The organism is Prevotella sp. AM42-24, assembly GCF_003461825.1.
Taxonomy (GTDB): domain Bacteria; phylum Bacteroidota; class Bacteroidia; order Bacteroidales; family Bacteroidaceae; genus Prevotella; species Prevotella hominis.
The window spans coordinates 5,354-29,387 of sequence record NZ_QTXV01000043.1; the positions used below are offsets into that span (position 1 = coordinate 5,354).

Consider the following 24,034-nt stretch of genomic DNA (forward strand, 5'->3'; position numbering starts at 1 on the left):
TACGTTTCGTAAGCGGGTGCAAAGGTACGAACTTTATTTCATTCCACCAAATTTTTCCGCAACTTTTTTCTCTTTTTCTTCAAAAAACTTTATTTCCTCCTAAAAATCCCCCTTTTTCCCCTTTCTCATTTCTCATTTGTAATTTCTCATTTCTCATTAAAAAAAAGGAGGATGTGCCACGCTTTTATGACACATCCTCCCTTAAGATATATATCTAATATAGATTAGTCTGCAATCTGAACAGTAGCACGACGGTTGAATGAGATTGGAGAAAGCTCATCTGAACCACCGTTAGCACGAGTAGTGATGTTGCTCTTCTCTACACCCATCTTAACGAGCTCTGCAGCAACAGCCTCTGCACGACCCTCAGAAAGCTTCTGGTTGATCTCTGGAGTACCAGTTGCGTTATCAGCATAACCATTAACGAGCAACTTAGAACCATTCTGCTTAGCGTACTTAGCAATAGCCTGTACGTTAACCAAATCCTGCTGAGAAGCAACGTTGGTCTTGTTGATGTTGAAGAATACAGATACTGGAGTGTTAACAAACTCCTTAACTGCTTCTGGAGTCTCTACTGGCTTCTGCTCAGCAAGCTTCTGCTTCAAACGATCGTTCTCTGCATTAGCATCGTTCAACTTAGCATTGAGTGCATCGAGCTCTGACTGATGGAGAGCATTGATAGCATCTACGTCTGGAGTCTTCTTCCAGTTTGACTTGCCGAGATTGAACTGCAAACCGAGTTCTGCATAGAGGTTGTTATCATGAGAATCCCAACCGCGGTGTCCGTCCTCCCAACCACCATCGATATCACTCTCAATACGGTTCCAACCAGCCTCAAGATAAACATTGAGGTGCTTAGCTACCTTCCAAGTTGACTGGATACCTGCACTGAGGTCCATTGAATAAAAGTTGTGAGTTATTGTACGGCCAATACCACCACCGACGAATGGAATTACATTCCAAACACGGTTCTCATTGTACCCCCAAATCAAGTTGCTGACGTTGAACATGACGTGCTCATTCAAAAGCCAATACTTATTGAACTTACCCTGTGCACCTGTTTCCAGATTATAAACTTCCTTACCCCAGATACCCTGCAACTTGGTACGCAAACCGATACCAGGAGTAAACCACTTACCGATAGCTACAGAAGCACCAGGATTAGAACGGAACTTCTTGAAAGGGCTTGTTGAGAAATTCTGACCGTGCTCCTCGCTTGAATACCAAGCATTCCACTCAGCACCAGCCTGAATAAACCAATTACTCCAGAAAGAGTTTGTAGCAACACTATACTTCTCTGTAGGAGTTGCATCCTGAGCAAATCCACTTAATGAAAGACCAGCAAATGCCAGTACAGCTAATAACTTTTTCATAACTTTAATATTTAACAATCAATATATAATTCATTAAAACAAATCATCTTTTATATTTTGGAGGCAAAATTACTACTTATTTTTTAATTTTTTCCTATTTTCATAAAAAAAAATGCACTTTTTCTAAAAAAAGTTGTCTTTTTTCCATTTTAAACCCCATTTTAGCCTAAAAGATGCTCAATTTCCTGCTGTTTGAGAATACAAAGCACATTTTTGCCATCCGGAGTATAGTTGACATTGCTACATGCAAACAGGTCATTGACAAGGGATTCCATCTCTTCATTGCTCAAAACCTGTCCCTGCGGAATGGCTGCATTTCGTGCCAATGTCAGAGCCAACGACTGATGTACTTCATCCAAAGCCTTCACTCCCTTTTCCTTGGCAGAGAAAACCATATCCTGTACCAGATGTAGCGGGTTTACGCCATCCAGTCCGGTAGGAATTGCATTGACGGCATAACTTCCTCCACCCAGATCATCCAGTTCAAATCCCATCTTGTTCATCTCCGGCAGAAGTTTTTCCAAGATTACTTCGTCGGAAACCGGGAATTGAAGTACCTCCGGGAAAAGGACTTTCTGGGAATGACTCGTCTGTTGCTGAATCTGCTCAAGATATCGTTCATAAAGCACTCTCACATGTGCCCGATGCTGGTCTATGATCATTAGTCCCGACTTCACAGCAGTCATCACATACTTACCTTTATATTGATAATGTGCTGGTGACTTTTCGGCTAAAATACTTTGGGATGTATTGATTTCCGCTTCATTTTCCGACTCAAAGATATCGGCTTCTCTTTCCACCGAATCCTGATCATTCAATCCTTCATACAACTGTTCCCACTGTTCATCCACCGGCTTTGCTGCAGCAGGTTTCCCGGATGACGGGGAGGACTTGAATGGATTGTAATGCGGATTTAAACTAATCTTCGGGGCAGAAGCAGAAGGTATCATATCCGGATTATACACAGGAATATCCGGTTTGTCTTCTGTATCAAAATCGATGGAAGGCACATCATTGAACATTCCAATAGACTCCTTGACGGCTGCCATCAAAATCTGCCAGATAGCCTGTTCGTTTTCAAACTTGATTTCCGTCTTGGTAGGATGGATGTTGACATCGATGTCGTTGGGATTGACATCAAAGTACAGAAAATAAGGCACTTGTTCGCCCTGTGGAACCAATCTGTCGTAAGCAGTCATCACCGCCTTATTGAAATAAGGATGCTTCATATATCGTCCGTTCACGAAGAAGAACTGATGGGCTCCTTTCTTGCGTGCAGCTTCTGGCTTTCCTACAAAACCGGAAATCTTACACATGGTGGTTTCTACGTTGACCGGCAAGAGGTCCTGATTGATACGCTTTCCAAATACATCGATGATGCGCTGTCTGAAATTACCTGCCTTCAGATTAAACAGTTCTGTATTGTTGCTGTGAAGCGTAAAGGCAATCTGCGGATTGACCAGTACGATGCGTTCAAATGCAGTCAGGATATTATTTAATTCCGTGGAATTGGACTTCAGAAATTTGCGGCGTGCTGGGACATTATAGAAAAGGTTGTTCACTGAGAATATGCTTCCCACGGAACAAGAACAAGCTTCCTGTCCCTCAAAACGTGAACCGGAGATGGACAACTGGGTTCCGACCTCATCGCTTTCCTGGCGAGATTTCAGAACCACCTGAGCTACTGCTGCAATAGAAGCCAAGGCCTCACCACGGAATCCATTGGTATGCAGATTAAACAGGTCTTCTGCCTGGCGAATCTTGGAAGTGGCATGGCGCTCAAAAGCCAATCGGGCATCCGTTTCCGACATGCCCTTTCCATCATCGATCACCTGAATACTGGTTCGTCCGGCATCAACAACGGCTACATCTATTTTTTTAGCACCTGCATCAACTGCGTTTTCCACCAGCTCCTTAATCACTGAAGCTGGACGCTGGATGACTTCTCCCGCCGCAATTTGATTGGCGACAGAATCAGGCAATAATTGAATGATATCGCTCATCTTTTATAATATTACTTTTTCAGAATCATCGAGACGGCTCAATCCCCTGAAGCCGTCCCGCCTTTGTTTTCGGAAAGCATCTGTAAAGGCGCAGCATGGCGCTTGATCACCTTCAACTGCTGGTCTTTCCTCTTTCCTCTCCATACAAAAATATCATTTTTATCCTTTGGACGGATATCGTCAAACCAAGCGAAATTAGGGAGTTTCAACTTGGCTGGCGGCACCTGGGTTATCGGATAGAAGGTACCTACGGACTTATTGGCCCATATCTTCTGCAACTGTCTTTCTGGAGACAAGTACATTCTCATCGTATCGGTCTCCATATAGTTCATGCCGACCAGTGAACTATCCTTATCATTGGTAAGGAAATAGATGGTCTGCACATTTCCTATAGACTCGCCCATCCGCGCCTGTCCGTTTTCGAAGTAGGCCTTCATCTCCTTGGAAGTTACCTGATTGAAATGCACACTGTCTGGCATTTCATCTACAGAGAGGGCTTGTCCGATGACATGAGCCATGCGCACCGTGGAGTCATTCATGTAAACCTTGATGACCTCGCCAAGAAGTTGACGATTCAGATTCCAGACAATCGGGTCTTTATACATCGTCATACATGAGTCCTGGGAATTAAATACCATGGAATCGCAAACTGCCTGGACATCCTGTCGGTAAGCTCGCACTTTGCTGTAAGCATGCACCTTGCGATAAACAGAATCGGTATTGATATGGAAGGTATAAATCTTCATGGTATCTGAATGCACCCACAAAGTATCCTTCTGCGAATAATCAATGGCTACCGGATTGCGGGTGGCAAAACCATATCCTGTCTTTTCATTATAACGCAAATAGTTGCAGTGAAGGGTATTGCGGTTTCTCTTATCATTGTAAATCACATTACCGAAGCCCTGACTGTTTCCGTCTTTCACATAGTAAAGACTATCACCCGTAATGGTCTTGTCCTTATCCACTAAAGTGGAGCGGCCATACAACCGGGCACGATCTGTCTTGGTATTATAATATCCATCTGCAGTATTGACCACGCTGGAGCCGGAGACAATTCGGGAAGGACCTACCATGTGGGCAGTTGATTTCCTCACATCATAATATAAGGTATCTGTAGTCACGAGATCCTTGCCACTACGGAGTTTCACATTGAAGACAAACTTAGCTTCACGTGTTTTGGTATGATATTCACCCCAATCTGAAACAAGACGGTCCTTGCCATCAATCAGCGTTCCACCTTCGAAGAAGTTGGCCATTTCATACAAACGGTCATAATCCAAGCTATCGGTACGGAGGACTTGTCTGCGATGGTGCAAAACCACATTTTTGCGGGCTCTCATCATCTGCATCAAACCGTCATATTCTGCCCTGTCACAAACCAAGGACAAAGTATCACCCTGACGGAAATGCACATGTCCGAATGCCTTCACCGAATTGGTGTTTTGATAAAAATAGGCACTGTCGCAAGTAAGATGCGCTCCCTGATGAAGAAACGAAACCTTGCCTTTGACAATCTGCGCATCAGGATTATTACCAAACATATCATACTTCAGCTCATCCGCATGAAGAAGGTAAACACGGTCGCCATGTGGACGATGAGCTCTTTTCTTAGGACTCTGCATGGCTTGCACCAAACAAAACCCAAATAGGCATAGAATCAGCAGAAGCTTGATTCTATGCCTGTTATTATTATTGAGAAAGTTCTTACTTATCATTTAACCCAGCCTTGATATTCAAATTTACAATTTTTGTAGCGATCGTTCATACGCACATAAGTACGCTTGATTTTATCAACCACCCAATCATGCAAAGTTTTCTCACGTTCTTTAGCCAAGACAACATCCTTCATCACCTGGAAATCCTCTGTAATGGTAGCACGATGTCCTTCCACTTTATTGAGAAGTTTAACGATAGCACAAGTTGTCTTTCCTCTGGAATTGATCATGGTGAAAGGTGCAGAGATTTCTCCTACCTTCATCGTGTCAATAGCACGAGCCACCTCTGTAGGAAGGTCCTTCAACTGGAATCGGGATGTACGAGTTCCGCCCTGGGTAGTATTGACCATCAAACCCTTGTTGGAACGGGTATCCTTATCATCAGAAATGACCGTTGCTGCATCCTCGAATGTGAACTTCTTGTTTCTGATGTCAGTAGCTATCGAATCCAATCTTGACAAAGACTTATCAATGGCCTCCTGAGATACATTTGGCTTCAGAAGAATGTGGCGAACCTTGATTTTATCACCTCGCTTATCTATCAACTGGATGATATGATAACCGAACTCAGACTCTACGATTTTGGAAATCTTCTTAGGGTCTGTCAAGTTGAACGCTACATTGGCGAATGCAGGATCCAACATACCACGACCTACATAATCCATTTCACCACCCATACGTGCAGAACCCGGGTCTTCTGAATAAAGACGCGCCAAGGTAGCGAAAGAAGTTTCACCCTTATTGACACGATCGGTAAAATCACGCAGCTCGTTCTTGACACGAGTGATTTCCTCCATGGAAATCTTAGGCTGGTTGGTCAATATTTCCACCTCCACTTCTGTTGGCACAAAAGGTATGCTGTCGGCAGGAAGATTCTTGAAATACTGTCTCACCTGTGCAGGAGAAACCTTGATATCCTTGACCAATTCTTCCTTCATCTTCTGTATCAGCTGACGATTCTTGAAATCATCATGCATGGATTGGCGCATCTGTGAGATACTCTGCTTTCTATATTCCTCCAACTTCTCACGAGAACCCGCAAGCGAAACCCAGTAATTGATTTGCTCATCAATGCCATTCATAACCTCCGACTCCGATACCTCAATACTATCGATAGCCGCCTGATGCAAGAACAACTTCTGCAGGGCTATCTGCTCTGGAATAGAACAATCCGGATCGCCTGCATACTTGATGCCTTCAGCCTCACTCTGCAAACGGGTAGCCTCAACCTCAGACTTCAATATAGGTTCGTCACCTACTACCCATATCACCTCATCTACAATACTGGCTTCATTAATCACCTGACTGTCACCAGGAGTTGAATCCACTTGAGAAGAGTCTGCATCCTGCGCAGCAAAGCCACACAATGCTTTGTTGGCATTAGCAGAAATACCAACCAAGAACAACAAAGCAACAAATGCCAGACCTATTTTATTTTCAAGATTCATGAATTTTCCTTTTTAATGTTTATTGACTGTATCCAGGACTTTCTCGTCCACAAATACAGGATATTTCTTTCTCAATGTTGCCACCCAATCTTTCTCCAACTGGTCCTGATAGTCGGCAACAACCAAAGCCTTCACGTCAGTATAATCCTCTGGACCCTTTTTCAGAACTTTTCCGAAAGTAGCATCGAAAGGATAATCCTTGACTGCCTGCACCGTAGTATCCTTATGGAAAACCATCTTATCTACCAATGCATGATCACCTTGCTTAAATATACCCTTTTCAACACGGATACGGATCACCGAATCCTTATTGAAAGTATTACGCAGGATTTCAGCCCATTCTACAAAAGGCTTGCCCTTTACACTCTTTTTAACCGCCTTGATATCGGCTTCATTCTTCACATGATAGGCGATCCCCTTAAAGCGAGGCTGTTCCCACTTATATTTCTTCTTATTCTTGGCAAAATAGGAAGCCAATCCTTGTTCATCTTTTGCCGCTTTATCCCATACAAGACGATTGCTGATCTCATACAACAAGAGACCGTCGTGATATTCCTGTATCAGATATTTCAAGTCAGAATCCTTAGCAGACAACTCTTCAGCCTTCTTCTCCAATAAAGTTTCCTTGGCAGAAGAAGATTGCTCGTTTTTAACTAAAGAATCCAATTTCTCATCAATAATTTTTTCTCTAATACCCCTTGCATCAATAAAACGATAAATATCATTCTTCAAGGAGTCATAAGGAAAGAAATTCTGTTTACCATTCAATTTAATGATATGGTAGCCAAACTCAGACAATACAGGAGCATGCAACTTACCCACCTTCATGGAATAAGCAGCATCCTCGAAAGCCTTGACTGTCTGTCCTCTGGTAATCCAAGGCAACTCGCCACCTTTCTGGGCAGTTCCCTTGTCATCAGAATATTTCTTAGCCATCTCTGCAAAATCTGCACCGCGACTCAAGACCTTATAAATAGAATCAGCCTTTGCCTTAGCTGCATTCTGTTCTGCAGGAGTAGCTTTCTGGTTAAGTAAAATCAAGATGTGAGCAGGCTTAACCATACCACCTGCTCCATCTATACGCTCTTGAGTTTCTTTATAAATCTTACGCGCCTCTTTCTCCACATCATCTGATGTAATAAAAGAAGGTCTCACCTGTTGATCTCTATAAGTTTCAAATTCCTTCTTAAAAGAAGACAAGGTATCAACCTTTGCATCCAATGCCGCCAAAACCTTCAATTTGTAGTTGACAAACAAATCCACATACTCCTTTACGGTTTTCTTGTCAATGACGCCATTAGAATTGTTCTTATTATAAGAGTACTCAAATTCAGAACGAGTAACAGGCTTGCCGTTAATCGTCATAACTGTAGGATCATTTTGAGCAAAAGCTATGCTCCCCGAAAGAAGCATAGCAGAAATCAGCGCATAAAATTTCATATCAAATTAATTATTCTGGACGACTATAGTTTGGAGCCTCACTTGTGATTGTGATATCATGTGGATGGCTCTCCAATACACCAGCATTAGTAATACGGGTAAACTTCGCATTGTGAAGATTTCCGATAGTGGCAGCACCACAATAGCCCATACCTGAACGCAAGCCACCAATCAACTGGTAGATAACTTCCTGAACGGTTCCTTTGTAAGGAACACGACCTGCGATTCCTTCTGGTACCAATTTCTTCGCATCCTTTGTATCACCCTGGAAATAACGGTCCTTAGAACCATTCTTCTGCTCCATTGCTTCCAAAGAACCCATACCGCGATAGCTCTTGAACTTACGGCCATTGAAGATAATAGTATCACCAGGACTTTCCTCAGTACCTGCAACAAGTGAACCAATCATTACGCAGCTACCACCGGCAGCCAATGCCTTAACGACATCACCAGAATAGCGGAGACCACCATCAGCAATCAATGGAACACCAGTGCCCTGCAATGCTGAATATACATCATAGATAGCGCTCAACTGAGGAACACCTACACCGGCAACCACACGAGTAGTACAGATAGAACCTGGGCCAATACCTACTTTCACGCCATCAGCACCATTTTCAACCAGATACTTAGCAGCAGCACCTGTTGCAACATTACCAACGACAACATCTACGTTAGGGAAAGCAGCCTTAACCTGATGCAACTTCTCAACTACACCCTTAGAATGACCATGGGCAGTATCGATAACGATAGCATCAGCACCTGCTTCAACCAAAGCCTTGGCACGATCTAAAGTATCTACAGTGACACCAACACCTGCAGCCACACGGAGACGACCCTTCTCATCCTTGCAAGCCATCGGTTTATCCTTAGCCTTGGTGATATCCTTATAGGTAATCAAACCAACAAGATGATTAGCGTTGTCAACTACTGGCAACTTCTCAATTTTATTTTCCTGAAGAATCTGGGCAGCTGCAATCAAGTCTGTCTGAAGATGTGTAGTTACAAGATTTTCACTTGTCATGACCTCATCAATCTTCTTGTCCAAATGACGCTCAAAACGAAGGTCACGGTTTGTAACAATACCAACCAAGTGATTCTCGTCATCAACTACAGGAATACCACCGATATGATAATCATGCATCATATCAAGAGCGTCCTTCACTGTACTGCCACGACGGATAGTGACAGGGTCATAAATCATACCATTCTCAGCACGCTTAACGATAGCGACCTGACGAGCCTGTTCCTCGATAGTCATGTTCTTGTGAATCACACCGATACCACCTTCACGGGCGATAGCAATCGCCATTGAAGCCTCAGTAACAGTGTCCATCGCAGCTGTGACGAATGGAACATTCAACTCGATGTTACGAGAAAATCTGGTTTTCAACTCTACCTCTTTAGGCAGTACCTCTGAATAAGCAGGAATAAGAAGGACGTCGTCGTAAGTGAGACCGTCCATTACAATTTTATCTGCAACAAATGATGACATATTGTAACCTTTTAAAAATTTATTGCGTGCAAATTTAGCAATAATATTTCAGATAAGACGCACTTTTTACGATTTTCTTACCTTATTAAAGCTATTTAACGTGATTAGTTGGCTTGTTCCGACAAGAACTTGATTCTGACGAGTCTAATTTCATCCTCAGAATAATCTTCTCCAAGCTCTTCTACAGCAGTATTCAAGTCATCTGTCTCGCTTTCCATAAAGTAGTCATAAATATCATCTACGTGATCATCATCTACGACTTCTTCTATGAAATAATCGATATTCAACTTGGTTCCGCTATAGACAATGGCTTCTATCTCGTCAAGAAGTTCCTCGAACTCCAAGCCTTTTGCCTCTGCCAAGTCATCCAAATCAATCTGGCGATCGATGCTCTGGATGATAGATACTTTCAGCATAGACTTCTTGGCAACAGTACGCACACGGAGTTCTTCTGGCCGTTCTATCTCATTATCCGCACAATATTTTTTGATCAACTCACAGAATTCCTTACCAAAGCGTTTTGCCTTACCTGCACCGACGCCTTGTACATTCTGAAGTTCCTGCATATTAATAGGATACATAGTTGCCATTTGCTCCAAAGAAACATCCTGGAAGATGACATAAGGAGGCAGTTTGTGCTTCTTGGCAAAGTTCTTGCGCAAATCCTTCAACATAGAATATAATTGCGGATCCAAAGCTCCACAACTACCTTCACTACTGGTTTCTGCTTCGTAATCATCCTTAAACTCTCTGTCTTCCACTATCATGAATGACTCAGGATTCTTGATAAATCTCTTACCTGCAGCAGTCAGTTTAAGAAGTCCATAATTCTCAACGTCTTTCTTGAGATATCCACAAAGCAAGGCCTGGCGAATAACTGGATTCCACAATTTATTATCCATATCTTCACCTGCGCCGAATTCTTCCAGATCATTGTGCTTATGAGACACAATGTCATCCGTACCTCTACCTTTCACAAAGTCGATAATATACTCCTGACGGAAATTCTCCTTGACCGCAGCTACGGCCTGAAGCACTACCAAGAGAGCATCCTTCGCCTCGATCTTCGTTGTAGGATGCAGACAGTTGTCACAGTTATGGCAATTTTCCTCAGAATATTCCTCACCGAAATAATGGAGAAGCATCTTGCGACGGCAAACTGAAGACTCTGCATAAGCAGCAGTTTCCTGCAGTAATTGTCTGCCTATGTCTTGCTCAGCCACAGGTTTGTTTTCCATAAACTTCTCCAGTTTTCTCAAGTCTTTTCGGGCATAAAAGGCAATACATATACCTTCACCACCATCTCGGCCGGCACGACCCGTCTCCTGATAATATCCTTCCAGACTCTTTGGAATATCGTAATGGATTACAAAACGCACATCCGGCTTGTCAATACCCATACCAAAGGCAATGGTGGCCACTATTACATCGATTTTCTCCATCAGGAAATCATCCTGAGTCTGAGAACGAGTAGCAGAATCAAGACCAGCATGATATGGAGCAGCCTTTATCTCGTTGGCTTTTAATATCTCAGCCAATTCCTCCACTTTCTTGCGAGACAAGCAATAAATGATACCGCTCTTGCCAGGATGCTGACGGATGAACATAATAATCTGTCTATCAATATCCTTTAGCTTTGGGCGTACCTCATAATATAAGTTGGCGCGATTAAAGGAACTTTTAAATTCCTTGGCATCCGCAATACCCAGACTTTTCTTGATATCAGTTCGCACTTTATCTGTAGCAGTGGCAGTAAGGGCAATGACAGGCGCATTACCAATCTCATTGATAATCGGACGGATTCGCCTATATTCTGGACGGAAATCATGTCCCCATTCAGAAATACAATGAGCTTCATCAACTGCATAGAAGGAAATCTTGACGGTCTTCAAGAAATCCACATTATCCTCTTTTGTCAAAGACTCAGGAGCCACATAGAGGAGTTTGGTCTTTCCAGACAGGATATCTTCCTTCACCTTTTCTATTGCCGATTTGTTGAGGGAAGAGTTCAAATAATGTGCCACACCATCATCTTCACTGAGACCATTGATGACATCTACCTGATTTTTCATCAATGCTATCAATGGAGAAATGACAATGGCCGTTCCCTCCATGATGAGAGAAGGCAACTGATAACACAAACTCTTTCCACCTCCAGTAGGCATAAGCACAAATGTATCATGGCCACTCATCAGATTTCTGATGATAGCTTCCTGCTCGCCTTTAAACTTATCAAAACCGAAATAGCGCTTAAGCTGACCTGTAAGATTAACCTGTTCTGCCATATTCAACTTATCAATTAAAAATCTTTTTTTATGTTCTATGGTATAAGTCCAATGGGAATTACCCCATTGAACTTTTATGCTGACTCCAATTTTTGCAAATGAGCCTTATCTAATTGCGACTTTGCATATTCCAAAGTCACCTTAAACTTCTTAACTTTCTTGGATGGGATTTCAAACATGGCATCCATCATAATTGCCTCTACAATAGAACGGAGTCCACGTGCACCCAATTTGTATTCTACAGCCTTATCAACTATACAATCCAATGCATCCTCATCGAAAGACAATTCAATACCATCCATCTCCATCAGCTTGATATACTGTTTCACAATAGAATTCTTTGGCTCTACCAAAATCTTACGCAAAGCCGCTCTGTCCAATGGATTCAGATAGGTAAGAACTGGCAAACGACCAATGATTTCAGGTATCAGACCAAAAGACTTCAAGTCTTGTGGCAGGATATATTTCATCAAATCAGACTTATCGATGTTTCTGACATTCTGAACTGAATTATAACCAACGACATGTGTATTGAGGCGCTGGGCTATCTTCTGCTCTATGCCATCAAAAGCACCACCACAGATAAAGAGGATATTTCTTGTATCGACATGGATATAATCCTGATCAGGGTGCTTTCTTCCTCCCTTTGGCGGAACGTTGACCATTGTTCCTTCCAAAAGTTTCAGCAAGCCCTGCTGTACACCCTCACCACTTACATCACGGGTAATAGAAGGATTATCGCTCTTACGTGCAATCTTATCTATCTCATCAATAAAGACAATACCCCTTTCAGCGGCAGCTACATCATAATCGGCTACTTGGAGCAATCGGCTCAAGATGCTCTCTACATCCTCACCCACGTAGCCAGCTTCTGTAAATACAGTGGCATCTACGATGGTAAAAGGAACATCCAGCAACTTGGCTATGGTTCGGGCAAGCAGCGTCTTACCTGTACCTGTGCTTCCTACCATAATAATATTACTCTTTTCGATTTCCACACCATCATCAGTCTTCTGCTGCTGCAAACGCTTATAATGGTTATAAACGGAAACTGACAAATAGCGCTTAGCTTCATCCTGACCTATTATATACTCATCAAGATACTTCTTGATTTCAATAGGCTTTGGAACATCTTTAAGTTCAAAAGAACTATTTTTATCATCCTTTAAAACTCCTGTTGACTGGACTATATCCCAGGCCTGACGCGCACAATCCTCACAGATAAAACCACTGATACCAGTAATCAGCAGTTTCACCTCAGTTTCATTACGTCCACAGAAGCTACATACTTTCTTCGGCATACCTTATTATATATATATTATTTTCTCACCAAAATAGAATCAATCATACCATATTCCTTTGCCTCTTCTGCTGTCATCCAGTAATTTCTATCACTGTCTGCCCATACTTTCTCATATGGAGTATGAGAATGGTTAGAAATAATCGTATATAATTCTTTCTTGAATTTTTGAATTTCCTTTGCTTCAATCTCGATATCAGAAGCCTGACCCTGAACACCGCCAAGTGGCTGATGAATCATCACGCGGCTATGAGGCAAAGCGGCACGCTTACCCTCCTGACCCGCAACAAGAAGAACTGCGCCCATAGAAGCAGCCATACCTGTACAGATAGTAGCCACATCTGAAGAAATAAACTGCATGGTGTCATAAATACCCAAACCTGCAGTCACGCTGCCACCAGGACTATTAATATAAATAGAAATATCCTTGCCGCTATCTACAGAATCCAAATAAAGCAACTGTGCCTGAAGTGTATTTGCAGTATAGTCATCAATCTCAGTACCCAAGAAGATGATACGATCCATCATCAGTCGAGAGAAAACATCCATCTGAGTCACATTGAGCTGGCGCTCCTCCAGAATATAAGGGTTCAAATACTTAGCCTGCGACTTGATGACGTCATCAAGCACCATTCCATTTATACCAAGATGCTTGGTTGCATATTTTCTAAAATCATTCATATTACATCAATTATTATTCAAATTTATATACGAAAATCGAGGTTATCGACCTCCATATCTCGTTCCGTGGAACAAAGATAATAAAAAAAGTCGATAACCTCGAAATAAATCTGATATTTTTTCTAAAAAAATATTATTCTTGCATCATCTTGTTGAAATCCTCAACAGAAATCTCCTTTTCGTTCAACTTAACAACAGTCTTCAATGTTGTAGCCAACTTACGGTCGATAGCACGATCTACCAATGCCTCAGTAGAGTTACCCTTCTTGAGAATCTCATTTGCATAGTTCTCAACATACTCCTCAGGAATGTTGGCCATACCATACTGAGCGAACTGTGCACGAGCTGCTTCCTTTGCTGTCTCCTTGACATCTTCGTCGTTAATCTTGATATCCTGAGCCTTGATAAGCTGCTCCTTGATCAAATGCCAAGTCAACTCCTTAAGGCTCTCCTCGTAGTTCTTCTCTACGAAGTCCTCGCCCTTATCCTTATTGTTAGCCAACATGATACGCTTCAACAATGCATCTGGGAATTCCAACTTGCCAACCTTCTTCTCGCAATGAGCACGAACATCAAGGAGGAACTTATAGTCAGAGTCACCTACCAACTGTGCCTGCAAGCCCTCAGCAATCTTAGCACGGAAAGCAGCCTCGTCCTTCACATCTGTATCCTCACCAAGAGCCAACTTGAAGAGCTCCTCGTTTACCTCATGCTTCTTGAAACGCTGGATTTCTGTAATCTGATAGCTGAACTCAGACTCCAAATCCTTCACAGAATCACGCTCAATTTTCAAGAGCTGAGCTACCTCTGTATCGTTATCTGGATAAGCCTTCTTAGGATTGAATGTGATGATATCACCTACCTTTGCATCATTGAAAAGGTTCTTCTGCTCTTCTACCTTAATGTAGCTTGGCATCATAACGGCAGCCTCTACAGTAATGCCACCTTCCTTGGTGTTACCATTCTCGTCCAACTCACGCAAGTCACCCTTCAGCATATCATTCTCCTGATAAACCTCAGCCTTCTCATAGCTACCAGAACGAGAAGCGTACATTTCTACCTGCTGATCAAGAATCTTATCATCAACAGTGATATTGTAGTAATCTACCTTATCACGACCAGAAAGAGCAACCTTGAACTCTGGAGCAACAGCGATGTCAAACATGAATGTATAAGGACTATCCTTCTCAATATCAACTGGCTCCTGCTTCTCTGATGGGAGAGGCTCACCGAGCATCTGGATATTATTGTCCTGTACATACTTGTAAATCTGCTGGCCTACGAGCTTGTTGATAGCCTCCATTTTTACAGATGCACCAAACTGACGCTTAATCATGCCCATAGGAGCCTGACCTGGACGGAAACCAGGAACGTTAGCTTTTTTACGATAGTCCTTCAATGTCTTCTCGACATCATTCTTGTAATCCTCCTCTTCGACAACGAGGGTCAAAAGACCATTAATCTTGTCAGGATTTTCAAATGAAATTTTCATCTTGATGTTTTGTTTTTATATTATTAATTATTTTCTTCTTAATATTTTAATAGTTCGTCAACACGATTGGCTTGCAAAATTACGCATAATTCGTGAATATACCTAATATATAAGAGAAAAATTTGTTTTTTTAACCATCTTCCTCTGCTTCTTTGGCTCTTTTCTGCTCATCAATGAGCTGAAAGTCTTTCTTACGAAGCACAAAACTATTACTTAAATACTTCTCACGAACCACCTTGTTGGTTGCCAAATCCTCCGGTTTACCCTGAAACAGGATTTTTCCTTCAAACAAAAGATAGGCACGGTCGGTAATAGTCAGCGTCTCCTGCACATTATGGTCGGTAATCAGAATTCCAATATTGCGATATTTCAGACGCCAGACAATGTGCTGAATATCTTCCACAGCAATAGGATCGACACCGGCAAAAGGCTCATCCAACATAATGAACTTCGGATCAATGGCCAGACAACGGGCAATCTCGGTACGTCGACGCTCACCACCAGACAACTGATCACCCTTGTTTTTACGAACCTTATTGAGACGGAATTCATTAATCAGACTTTCCAACTTTTCCAACTGATAGCTGCGTGGTTTACCCGTCATTTCCAGTACAGACAAGATATTGTCCTCGACACTCATCTTCCGAAAGACACTTGCCTCCTGAGGCAAATAACCGATACCAGCACGGGCACGTTTATACACAGGATAATTGGTAATATCCTGATCACCCAGATAGACATGACCTTCATTAGGTACAACCAAACCAGTAGTCATATAGAAAGAAGTAGTCTTACCTGCACCATTTGGTCCAAGCAAACCTACAATTTCTCCCTGCTTCACATTGATGGTAACACCATTGGCAACAGTTCTTTTACCATAACGCTTCACCAAACCCTCTGTTCTGAGAACCAGTTTTTCGCCACAATCCGACTGCTGTTGAGTATTAATTATTTCGTCCATAATTTGCATTTTTAGAGTGAAGAACTATTCATTCTCCGCATTTTTGGTGCAAAAATACTAAAAAACAAGCAAATATCACTTATAAAATCAAAAAACTATTCATTATATAGTAGTTTTTTAGAGGATTTTGGTTACTTTTGCACCATTAAACAGAGATTTATTAGCATGTTAATAACGAAATGGCTTACCACCTTCGGTAAATATCTTATCTTAATGGGGCGTTCTTTTTCACGTCCAGAGCGACTACGCATGTTTCTGAAACAATATGTGAAAGAAATGTCACAGTTGGGTGTCAACTCCATTGGCATCGTACTGCTCATATCATTCTTCATAGGAGCAGTGATCTGTATCCAGATGAAATTAAACATCCAAAGTCCTTGGATGCCAAGATGGGTATCGGGTTACACCACACGTGAAATCATGCTCTTGGAGTTTTCTTCCAGTATCATGTGTCTGATTCTTGCAGGAAAGGTAGGTTCCAATATTGCATCAGAGCTGGGAACCATGAGAGTTACCCAACAGATAGATGCTCTGGATATCATGGGGGTAAATTCTGCCTGTTACTTGATCTTACCTAAAATCTTAGCTTTGGTTACTATCATGCCTTTTCTGGTAATTTTCAGTTCAGGCATGGGCATTATTGGTGCTTATGGTACTGCTTACATCGGACATATTTTGCCTCCAGACGACCTGACATTGGGACTCCAGCATTCATTCAATCAATGGTTTGTATGGATGAGTATCATCAAGAGTTTGTTTTTTGCATACATCATCGCCAGTGTATCATCTTTTTTCGGTTATACGGTGGAAGGCGGTTCTGTAGAAGTGGGTAAAGCTTCCACAGATGCTGTAGTCAGCTCAAGTGTTTTAATACTCTTTTCTGATGTATTCCTTACACAAGTGCTTTCATAACAACTCAAATACCTCAAATTATTCTATAAGATTATGATTGAAGTTAAAAACTTAACAAAGTCTTTCGGTGACAAGACTGTTCTCAACAATATAAATATGGTATTTGAGACCGGCAAAACCAATTTGATTATTGGTCAAAGCGGCTCAGGTAAGACTGTGTTGATGAAAAATCTTGTTGGATTGTTAGAACCAACAAGTGGTGAAGTGCTCTATGACGGGCGCAATTTCGTACAGATGTCCAAGAAAGAAAAGGTATTCATGCGCCGAGAAATGGGTATGATTTTTCAAAGTGCAGCTCTCTTCGATTCCCTGCCGGTTTTAGAAAACGTGATGTTTCCTCTCGACATGTTTTCCAACATGAATTACAAGGAAAGAGTTAAAAGAGCACAGGAATGTCTTGACCGCGTAAACCTGATTGATGCACAACACAAATTTCCAGGTGAGATTTCTGGAGGTATGCAGAAGCGTGTTGCCATCGCACGCGCTATTGTCATGAATCCCAAGTATTTGTTCTGTGACGAGCCAAACTCTGGTCTTGACCCAAAAACATCATTGGTCATAGACGAATTACTCTCAGGCATCACTAAGGATTACAACATGACAACTATCATAAATACCCACGATATGAACTCTGTAATGGGTATCGGTGAAAATATCTGTTTTATCTACCAAGGGGAAAAAGAATGGCAAGGTAACAAGAATGAAGTCATTTCATCCACAAACGAAAAACTGAACGACCTTGTATTTGCTTCAGACCTCTTCCGCAAGGTAAAGGAAGTTGAAATGAAAGAAGCAAAACCATAATAATACAGAAAATAAAAAAGCTACCAGCAAAGAGCTGATAGCTTTTTTTATTTTCATCTCATTTTCCAATCACCACGGACCAGTACCATGGGCACAACAACCTGTTCTTTAGTACTGTCACCATACACCATCTGTAAGAAAACATCAGCCACATGGCGAGCAGTATCAGCCTTGGCATGCAGAACATGAATACCTGCCAGTCCCTTATGTTCTTCTTGCTGCTGCTCCATAAACATCTGGGCATTCAGCAACAATTGCTCATGATAACCTTTAGGAATACGATTCGGCTGATTGTATCCAGCCACAAAATCATTATATTTCCCCTCTAAGAGCAAGTCATAATAACCCTTGGCTGCAATCCCGGCAAAATAACCAGGATCAGGAGTTTCCTTCTTACACGAAGCAAATACCAATCCTATGCTCAATATCATGAAAAACAAGAATTTCTTCATCTTATCTCCAATTACTTTTGACGGATAAAAACATTAATTGGACAGCCATGCAAAGACCAGTTCTCGCGAATCTTGTTCTCCAAGAATCTACGATAATTCTCCTTCACATACTGTGGCAAGTTGGCATAGAACACAAACGACGGAATCGTAGTGTTAGGCAACTGTGTACAATATTTGATTTTGATGTACTTACCCTTAACACTCTGAGGAGGAAAAGCCTCAATGATAGGAAGCATCACCTCATTCAGTTTGGAGGTTCCAATGTGAACCTTACGGTTCTGATAAACCTGCTTAGCAGTTTCCAAAACTCTGAAAATACGCTGCTTAGTCAAGGCAGAAGCAAAGATGATTGGGAAGTCAACGAATGGAGCCATACGCTTGCGGATAGCATTCTCGAAGGTATCGATAACCTTTTGATTCTTTTCCTCTACTAAGTCCCATTTATTCACAACAACAACCAGACTCTTATTATTCTTCTGGATCAACTGGAAAATATTCATATCCTGAGTCTCAATACCACGGGTAGCATCAAGCATCAAGATACACACATCACTATTTTCTATTGCACGGATAGAACGCATGACAGAATAGAACTCCAGATCCTCGCTTACCTTGTTTTTACGACGAATACCAGCAGTATCTACCAGATAGAAATCAAAGCCAAACTTATCGTATCTCGTATAGATACTATCACGGGTCGTACCTGCGATTTCAGTCACGATATTACGATCCTCACCAATAAATGCATTGATAATACTGCTCTTACCGGCATTAGGACGACCAACTACAGCAAAACGTGGAATATCTTCATCAATACTTTCCTCCGGATTATCCTGGAGTTTATCCAAAATCATATCCAGCAAGTCACCTGTTCCACCACCTGTAGCTGCACTAATACACTGAGGATCACCCAATCCTAACTTATAGAACTCAGCTGCCTGATAATATTCAGCACTATTATCTACTTTGTTGGCTACGAGGATTACAGGTAATTTTGCACGACGGAGAATAAGCGCAACATCCTCATCCCAGTCCGTCAAACCGGTATTTACATCCACCAGGAAGAGAACCAGATCAGCCTCCTCTGTAGCTACCAGAACCTGTTTACGGATAGCATCTTCAAAAATATCATCTGATTTAACGACCCAACCTCCAGTGTCCACTACAGAAAATTCTCTACCATTCCAACTGCACTTACCATATTGGCGGTCACGAGTAGTACCAGCCGTATCGCTAACAATAGCACGACGAGATTGAGTCAAACGATTGAATAAAGTAGATTTACCCACATTTGGGCGACCTACAATTGCTACTAAATTTGCCATAAAAGTCATTTTTCCTCCTTCCTTTAGGAGGCTTCAAGGATGTGGTCTCTGCATCCAAGTTAAAAATTTGCCGAAGCTGACCATGCTCCGGCCCTCGCCAATCAGCGAGAGTAACTCCCTCGATTACATTCAGGGAGTTATGTTTTATAAAGATTACTCCGGATTATATCCGAAAGCATCCAATTCTTTCTGAGAACTACGCCAATCCTTATCAACTTTGACGAAAGTTTCCAGGAAAATTTTCTTATCGAAGAATTTTTCCAAAGCCTTGCGCGATTCCGTGTTTACCTTCTTCAGCGCAATACCTTGATGACCAATGATAATACCCTTCTGAGAATCACGCTCTACGTAAATCACAGCGTTGATATGAATCTTATGTTCATCTTCCTTAAAGCGCTCCACTCTTACCTCTACAGAATATGGAATTTCCTTATCATAATAAAGAAGAATCTTTTCACGGATAATCTCAGAAACAAAGAAACGAGCAGGTTTATCTGTCAACTGATCCTTGTCAAAAAAAGCAGGCGACTCAGGCAACAGTTCTTTGATACGCTTCAAAAGCATATCTACTCCAAACTTATTCTTAGCAGAAATAGGTAAGATTTCAGCATCAGGCAACAAAGAGTGCCATTTCTCAACAATATCCCCTAATTTAGTTTGGTCGCTCTCATCAATTTTGTTAATCAACAGCAAGACAGGAATAGTCATCTTTCGTACCTTTTCCAGAAAATCCAGATTTTTTTCAGGATTTTCCACGACGTCGGTAACATAAAGAAGAACATCAGCATCAGCCAATGCACTCTCCGAGAATGCAAGCATCATCTCCTGCATCTTGTAATTTGGCTTCAAGACACCAGGAGTATCAGAAAACACAATCTGCATATCATCGGTATTAACAATACCCATGATACGATGACGAGTAGTTTGAGCCTTAAAAGTAGCGATACTGATACGTTCGCCCACCAATTGATTCATCAGTGTACTCTTACCAACATTAGGATTACCTACTATATTGACGAAACCTGCCTTATGCATAAGCAAACTTGATTTAAGCTAAAAAGACGCATCTCTTATGAGAAATAAGAAAGATGCGTCTTTTTTATTTTTGGATTTTATTATTTTATTATTTTCCGTAAGCAGAGCCATCATAAGCCCACTTATAGAAGGATGCACCATGTACAAATCCAGCACCAAAAGCAGTAAAGATGATATTATCACCCTTCTTGAGTTTACTTTCAGCATCCCACAATGCCAAAGGAATTGTAGCTGCACTTGTATTACCATAATGATCGATGTTGACAACAACCTTGTCCAAAGGAATACCAGCACGCTTGGTAACCGCCTCGATAATACGGAGGTTTGCCTCGTGAGGAATTACCCAGTTTACATCGTCTGCTGTCAAGTTATTCATCTCCATGATTTTCATCACATCGTTGCTCATATCAGTTACCGCATAGCGGAAAACTGTACGACCCTCCTGATAGAGGTAATGCATGCGATGATCTACAGTAAAGCGAGATGGAGGACAAACAGAACCACCAGCCTTCATATGAAGGAAAGGCAAGCCTTTACCATCAGTACGCAGGTATGAGTTCTGAACACCTACATTTTCTTCCTCTGTTGCCTCGACAAGAACTGCGCCTGCTCCGTCACCGAAGAGTACGCATGTTGCACGGTCTGTATAATCTACCAAAGAAGACATTTTATCAGCACCGATAACAATAATCTTCTTAAAGCGTCCACTTTGAATCATGCTGGCAGCAACATCAAGTGAATACAAGAATCCGCAGCAAGCTGCAGAAAAATCAAATGCAAAAGCATTTTTCAATCCAAGCTTGCCCAAGACAATAGATGCTGTAGATGGGAACTTATAATCTGGTGTAGTTGTTGTCACAATGAGTGCATCAATTGTATCAGGATCAACACCAGTCTTCTGAATCAACTGCTTGGCAGCCTTGCGGGCCAAGTAACTGGTTCCGAGACCTTCTTCAGTAAGAATACGGCGCTCTTTGATTCCAACACGAGTTGTAATCCACTCATCTGTTGTGTCCACCATGCGAGACAACTCCTCATTGTTAAGGATATAGTCAGGCACGTATCCACCTACACCAGTAATTACAGCATTAATTTTACCCATTATTCAGCTGCTTCCTTAACAATTGCAACCTTGCCTCTGTAGTAACCGCAAGTTGGGCAAACAGTATGGTAAACATAATATGCACCACAGTTAGGGCAAACTGCCAATGTAGGAGCTACTGCCTTATCATGAGTTCTTCTCTTAAGTGTACGTGTCTTTGACTGTCTTCTTTTAGGATGTGCCATAATTTTTTAAATGTTTAAATTTTAATTTTAATTTTTCAATTTTAAGAGGGCTGCCCAGCGCGGATCTACAGTTTCCTCTTCTTCCTCACCGCTTCGGGCGGCAGAATGCTCTTGAAGCATTTCAATCATAGCAGGGTTGCATTTTCCAGGTGCATGCACATGCTTGATAGGAATATTGAGGGCTATAAATTCATAGATAAACCACGAGACATCGAGTATTCCTTCGTTCTCGGCCACAATCACGAGGTCATCTTCTTCAGAGTAGTCTTCTCCGAATCTTACGAGTAATCGGTCATCAGTCTCAATGGATTGCTCCATATCATCCAGACAGATATCGCAAGGAATGTGTACAATGCCTTCTGTATGAAAATTGAGTTCGAAGAAATCGTCTGTACGGCTAATGGACAGACTACTTGACAATTCTCCACTCTGAATATCAGGGGCATCAATTGCCTTAAAATATGAATCATCAAGTTTAAACTCAAGGATAGAAGTTCCCTGAGGCAACGCTTTCAGATCAATTTTAAAAGACTCTATATTACACATATTACAATATTAGTATATTGTTTCGGGGTGCAAAGTTACAAATTATTTTTGAGATAAAATAATTTTTAGTGAAAAAAACTCTAAAATATAGCATATTAAGCAGTTATTTCAATATATTTAATAGAAACCAACCATTTAAATTCGCTTATCGAAGAGGTAATTCTATCCTGAAAGTAGTACCTTTTCCTACTTCCGAACTTTTCACCCATATCTTACCGTTATGGTATTCTTCAACTATGCGTTTGGCTAAAGACAATCCAAGTCCCCAGCCTCTTTCTTTTGTAGTGAAACCTGGTCTAAACACATTATTAAGATCTTTGCGCTTGATACCCTTTCCCGTATCACTCACCTCAATAACTGCACATTTATCAGTTTCTTCCACACGAAGTGTAATCCTGCCTACTTTTCCTCCCATGGCATCAACTGCATTTTTGGACAAATTTTCAATGACCCATTCGAATAGAGAAGCATTGATCTTGACAATAACATCATGCTGAGGAAACTCTTTTACCATCTTTATAGATTTGGAAGTACGGCGATCCATATAGTCAATGACATGATCAAGCACCTCATTCAAGCTGGAAGGAACCGGTTCTGGAAGAGAACCGATCTTAGAAAATCGGTCTGCTATCAATTGAAGCCGCTTCACATCCTTATTCATCTCAGGAATTAAGTCATCATCTGGATAAGTTTCTTTCAAGATTTCTATCCAAGCCATCAGACTGGAAATCGGAGTTCCTAATTGATGAGCAGTTTCTTTTGACAAACCGACCCAAACTTTATTCTGTTCTGCTTTTTTAGAAGAAAGAAGAGCAAAGATGGCAACAACGACAAAGATAAGAACAATTCCCAACTGAACCAAAGGATAAGCAGCTAACCTTTTCAACATAAGAGACTCATCATAACAAACCTGAATATAATCATTATTATTCTGGTTGAGCATGATTTTGATGTGTCTTCCTTTACGAAGAAAGTTTTTACCCAATAGAGCCGCATTTTTTAGGCTGTCATTAAAATCAGCACCACTGAGTGTGACATTACGGAAAACCTGTGCATTTCCTTGTGAGTCGAGAACGACAACAGGAATTGTATTATTTTCATTAATAACCTTCAGTACAAGATTAAGATCCGTTTTTTCATCAGCATTATTAAGAGTCCTCATAGCCTCTGCCCAAACAGCCATACGATTTTTTTCCTCATTCTCCAAATCAGTCACCAGAAAATGAGAGATGGCAAGAGATGCTGCAGCAATAATGATTGCTGCAGAAACCAGTAAAATCTTAACTTGTCTAATTCTATCTGTCCAAATCATTTATATACTTATTGAAACTCAAATAAATAACGAGAGAAAATGTTTTTTATTATAAAGTAAAAGGAAAAGAAGAAAAAAGAGTGAGCCAAAGAAGATCTGTGGAAATCCGTGAAATCTGTGGGACAAAATAATCAATGAAAAAAATCTGTGTAAATCTGTGAAATC

The 24,034-nt window shown here is 41.4% G+C and carries 20 protein-coding genes; 2 read left to right on the forward strand and 18 right to left on the reverse strand.

The window, feature by feature from the left end:
* Positions 1-224: 224 nt before the first annotated feature.
* From DW917_RS11960 to lptB, 11 genes are all read right to left on the reverse strand, one after another.
* Positions 225-1,373, reverse strand: a complete 1,149-nt coding sequence (locus DW917_RS11960) for an OmpA family protein (protein ID WP_118119011.1) — start codon at positions 1,371-1,373, stop codon at positions 225-227.
* 161 nt (positions 1,374-1,534) lie between these two features.
* Entirely contained in the window at positions 1,535-3,376 is a 1,842-nt protein-coding gene (gene mutL, locus DW917_RS11965) for a DNA mismatch repair endonuclease MutL (RefSeq protein WP_118119013.1), read from the reverse strand.
* Positions 3,377-3,414: 38 nt separating this feature from the next.
* The gene (locus DW917_RS11970; protein ID WP_118119015.1) at positions 3,415-5,094 is read right to left on the reverse strand and encodes an OstA-like protein; all 1,680 of its coding nucleotides are present in this window, start codon (positions 5,092-5,094) and stop codon (positions 3,415-3,417) included.
* Positions 5,091-6,542 (reverse strand): peptidylprolyl isomerase, encoded by a 1,452-nt coding sequence (locus tag DW917_RS11975; protein ID WP_118119017.1) that lies wholly within the window; start codon positions 6,540-6,542, stop codon positions 5,091-5,093. Before DW917_RS11975 ends, DW917_RS11970 begins: the two co-directional genes overlap by 4 nt.
* Positions 6,543-6,554: 12 nt before the next feature.
* Positions 6,555-7,982: a peptidylprolyl isomerase gene (locus DW917_RS11980; protein WP_118119019.1), complete on the reverse strand. Its 1,428-nt coding sequence runs from the start codon at positions 7,980-7,982 to the stop codon at positions 6,555-6,557.
* Between the two features lie 10 nt (positions 7,983-7,992).
* Positions 7,993-9,477, reverse strand: coding sequence for an IMP dehydrogenase (gene guaB, locus DW917_RS11985; RefSeq protein ID WP_118119021.1), 1,485 nt, complete (start codon positions 9,475-9,477; stop codon positions 7,993-7,995).
* 104 nt (positions 9,478-9,581) lie between these two features.
* Positions 9,582-11,762, reverse strand: a complete 2,181-nt coding sequence (recQ, locus tag DW917_RS11990) for a DNA helicase RecQ (protein ID WP_118119023.1) — start codon at positions 11,760-11,762, stop codon at positions 9,582-9,584.
* A gap of 74 nt (positions 11,763-11,836) precedes the next feature.
* On the reverse strand, positions 11,837-13,063 hold the full coding sequence (gene clpX, locus DW917_RS11995; RefSeq protein WP_118119025.1) for an ATP-dependent Clp protease ATP-binding subunit ClpX: 1,227 nt from the start codon (positions 13,061-13,063) through the stop codon (positions 11,837-11,839).
* Between the two features lie 17 nt (positions 13,064-13,080).
* Entirely contained in the window at positions 13,081-13,743 is a 663-nt protein-coding gene (gene clpP / locus DW917_RS12000; protein ID WP_118119027.1) for an ATP-dependent Clp endopeptidase proteolytic subunit ClpP, read from the reverse strand.
* 133 nt (positions 13,744-13,876) lie between these two features.
* Positions 13,877-15,235 carry a trigger factor gene (tig, locus tag DW917_RS12005; protein ID WP_118119029.1) on the reverse strand — a complete coding sequence of 453 codons (1,359 nt, stop codon included), beginning with the start codon at positions 15,233-15,235 and terminating at the stop codon, positions 13,877-13,879.
* A 130-nt stretch (positions 15,236-15,365) separates the two neighbouring features.
* Positions 15,366-16,196, reverse strand: a complete 831-nt coding sequence (gene lptB / locus DW917_RS12010; RefSeq protein WP_118119032.1) for an LPS export ABC transporter ATP-binding protein — start codon at positions 16,194-16,196, stop codon at positions 15,366-15,368.
* A gap of 165 nt (positions 16,197-16,361) precedes the next feature.
* On the opposite strand from lptB, the gene DW917_RS12015 reads away from it, so the two are divergent.
* Both DW917_RS12015 and DW917_RS12020 read left to right on the forward strand, forming a co-directional pair.
* Positions 16,362-17,108, forward strand: coding sequence for an ABC transporter permease (locus DW917_RS12015; RefSeq protein WP_118119034.1), 747 nt, complete (start codon positions 16,362-16,364; stop codon positions 17,106-17,108).
* Positions 17,109-17,141: 33 nt separating this feature from the next.
* Positions 17,142-17,912, forward strand: a complete 771-nt coding sequence (locus DW917_RS12020; protein WP_118119036.1) for an ABC transporter ATP-binding protein — start codon at positions 17,142-17,144, stop codon at positions 17,910-17,912.
* A gap of 53 nt (positions 17,913-17,965) precedes the next feature.
* Here DW917_RS12020 and DW917_RS12025 read toward each other — a convergent pair whose 3' ends face one another.
* From DW917_RS12025 to DW917_RS12055, 7 genes are all read right to left on the reverse strand, one after another.
* On the reverse strand, positions 17,966-18,364 hold the full coding sequence (locus DW917_RS12025) for a hypothetical protein (RefSeq protein WP_118119044.1): 399 nt from the start codon (positions 18,362-18,364) through the stop codon (positions 17,966-17,968).
* 11 nt (positions 18,365-18,375) lie between these two features.
* A complete protein-coding gene (gene der / locus DW917_RS12030) occupies positions 18,376-19,689 on the reverse strand; it encodes a ribosome biogenesis GTPase Der (RefSeq protein ID WP_118119053.1) in 1,314 nt (437 codons plus the stop codon).
* A 153-nt stretch (positions 19,690-19,842) separates the two neighbouring features.
* The gene (gene era, locus DW917_RS12035; RefSeq protein ID WP_022110950.1) at positions 19,843-20,724 is read right to left on the reverse strand and encodes a GTPase Era; all 882 of its coding nucleotides are present in this window, start codon (positions 20,722-20,724) and stop codon (positions 19,843-19,845) included.
* Between the two features lie 88 nt (positions 20,725-20,812).
* A complete protein-coding gene (locus tag DW917_RS12040; protein WP_118119046.1) occupies positions 20,813-21,826 on the reverse strand; it encodes a beta-ketoacyl-ACP synthase III in 1,014 nt (337 codons plus the stop codon).
* Positions 21,826-22,011, reverse strand: a complete 186-nt coding sequence (gene rpmF, locus DW917_RS12045; protein ID WP_006848356.1) for a 50S ribosomal protein L32 — start codon at positions 22,009-22,011, stop codon at positions 21,826-21,828. The genes DW917_RS12040 and rpmF overlap by 1 nt, the downstream gene beginning before the upstream one ends.
* Positions 22,012-22,038: 27 nt before the next feature.
* A complete protein-coding gene (locus DW917_RS12050; RefSeq protein WP_118119047.1) occupies positions 22,039-22,557 on the reverse strand; it encodes a DUF177 domain-containing protein in 519 nt (172 codons plus the stop codon).
* A 145-nt stretch (positions 22,558-22,702) separates the two neighbouring features.
* On the reverse strand, positions 22,703-23,869 hold the full coding sequence (locus DW917_RS12055; protein ID WP_118119049.1) for a PAS domain-containing sensor histidine kinase: 1,167 nt from the start codon (positions 23,867-23,869) through the stop codon (positions 22,703-22,705).
* Positions 23,870-24,034: the final 165 nt, after the last annotated feature.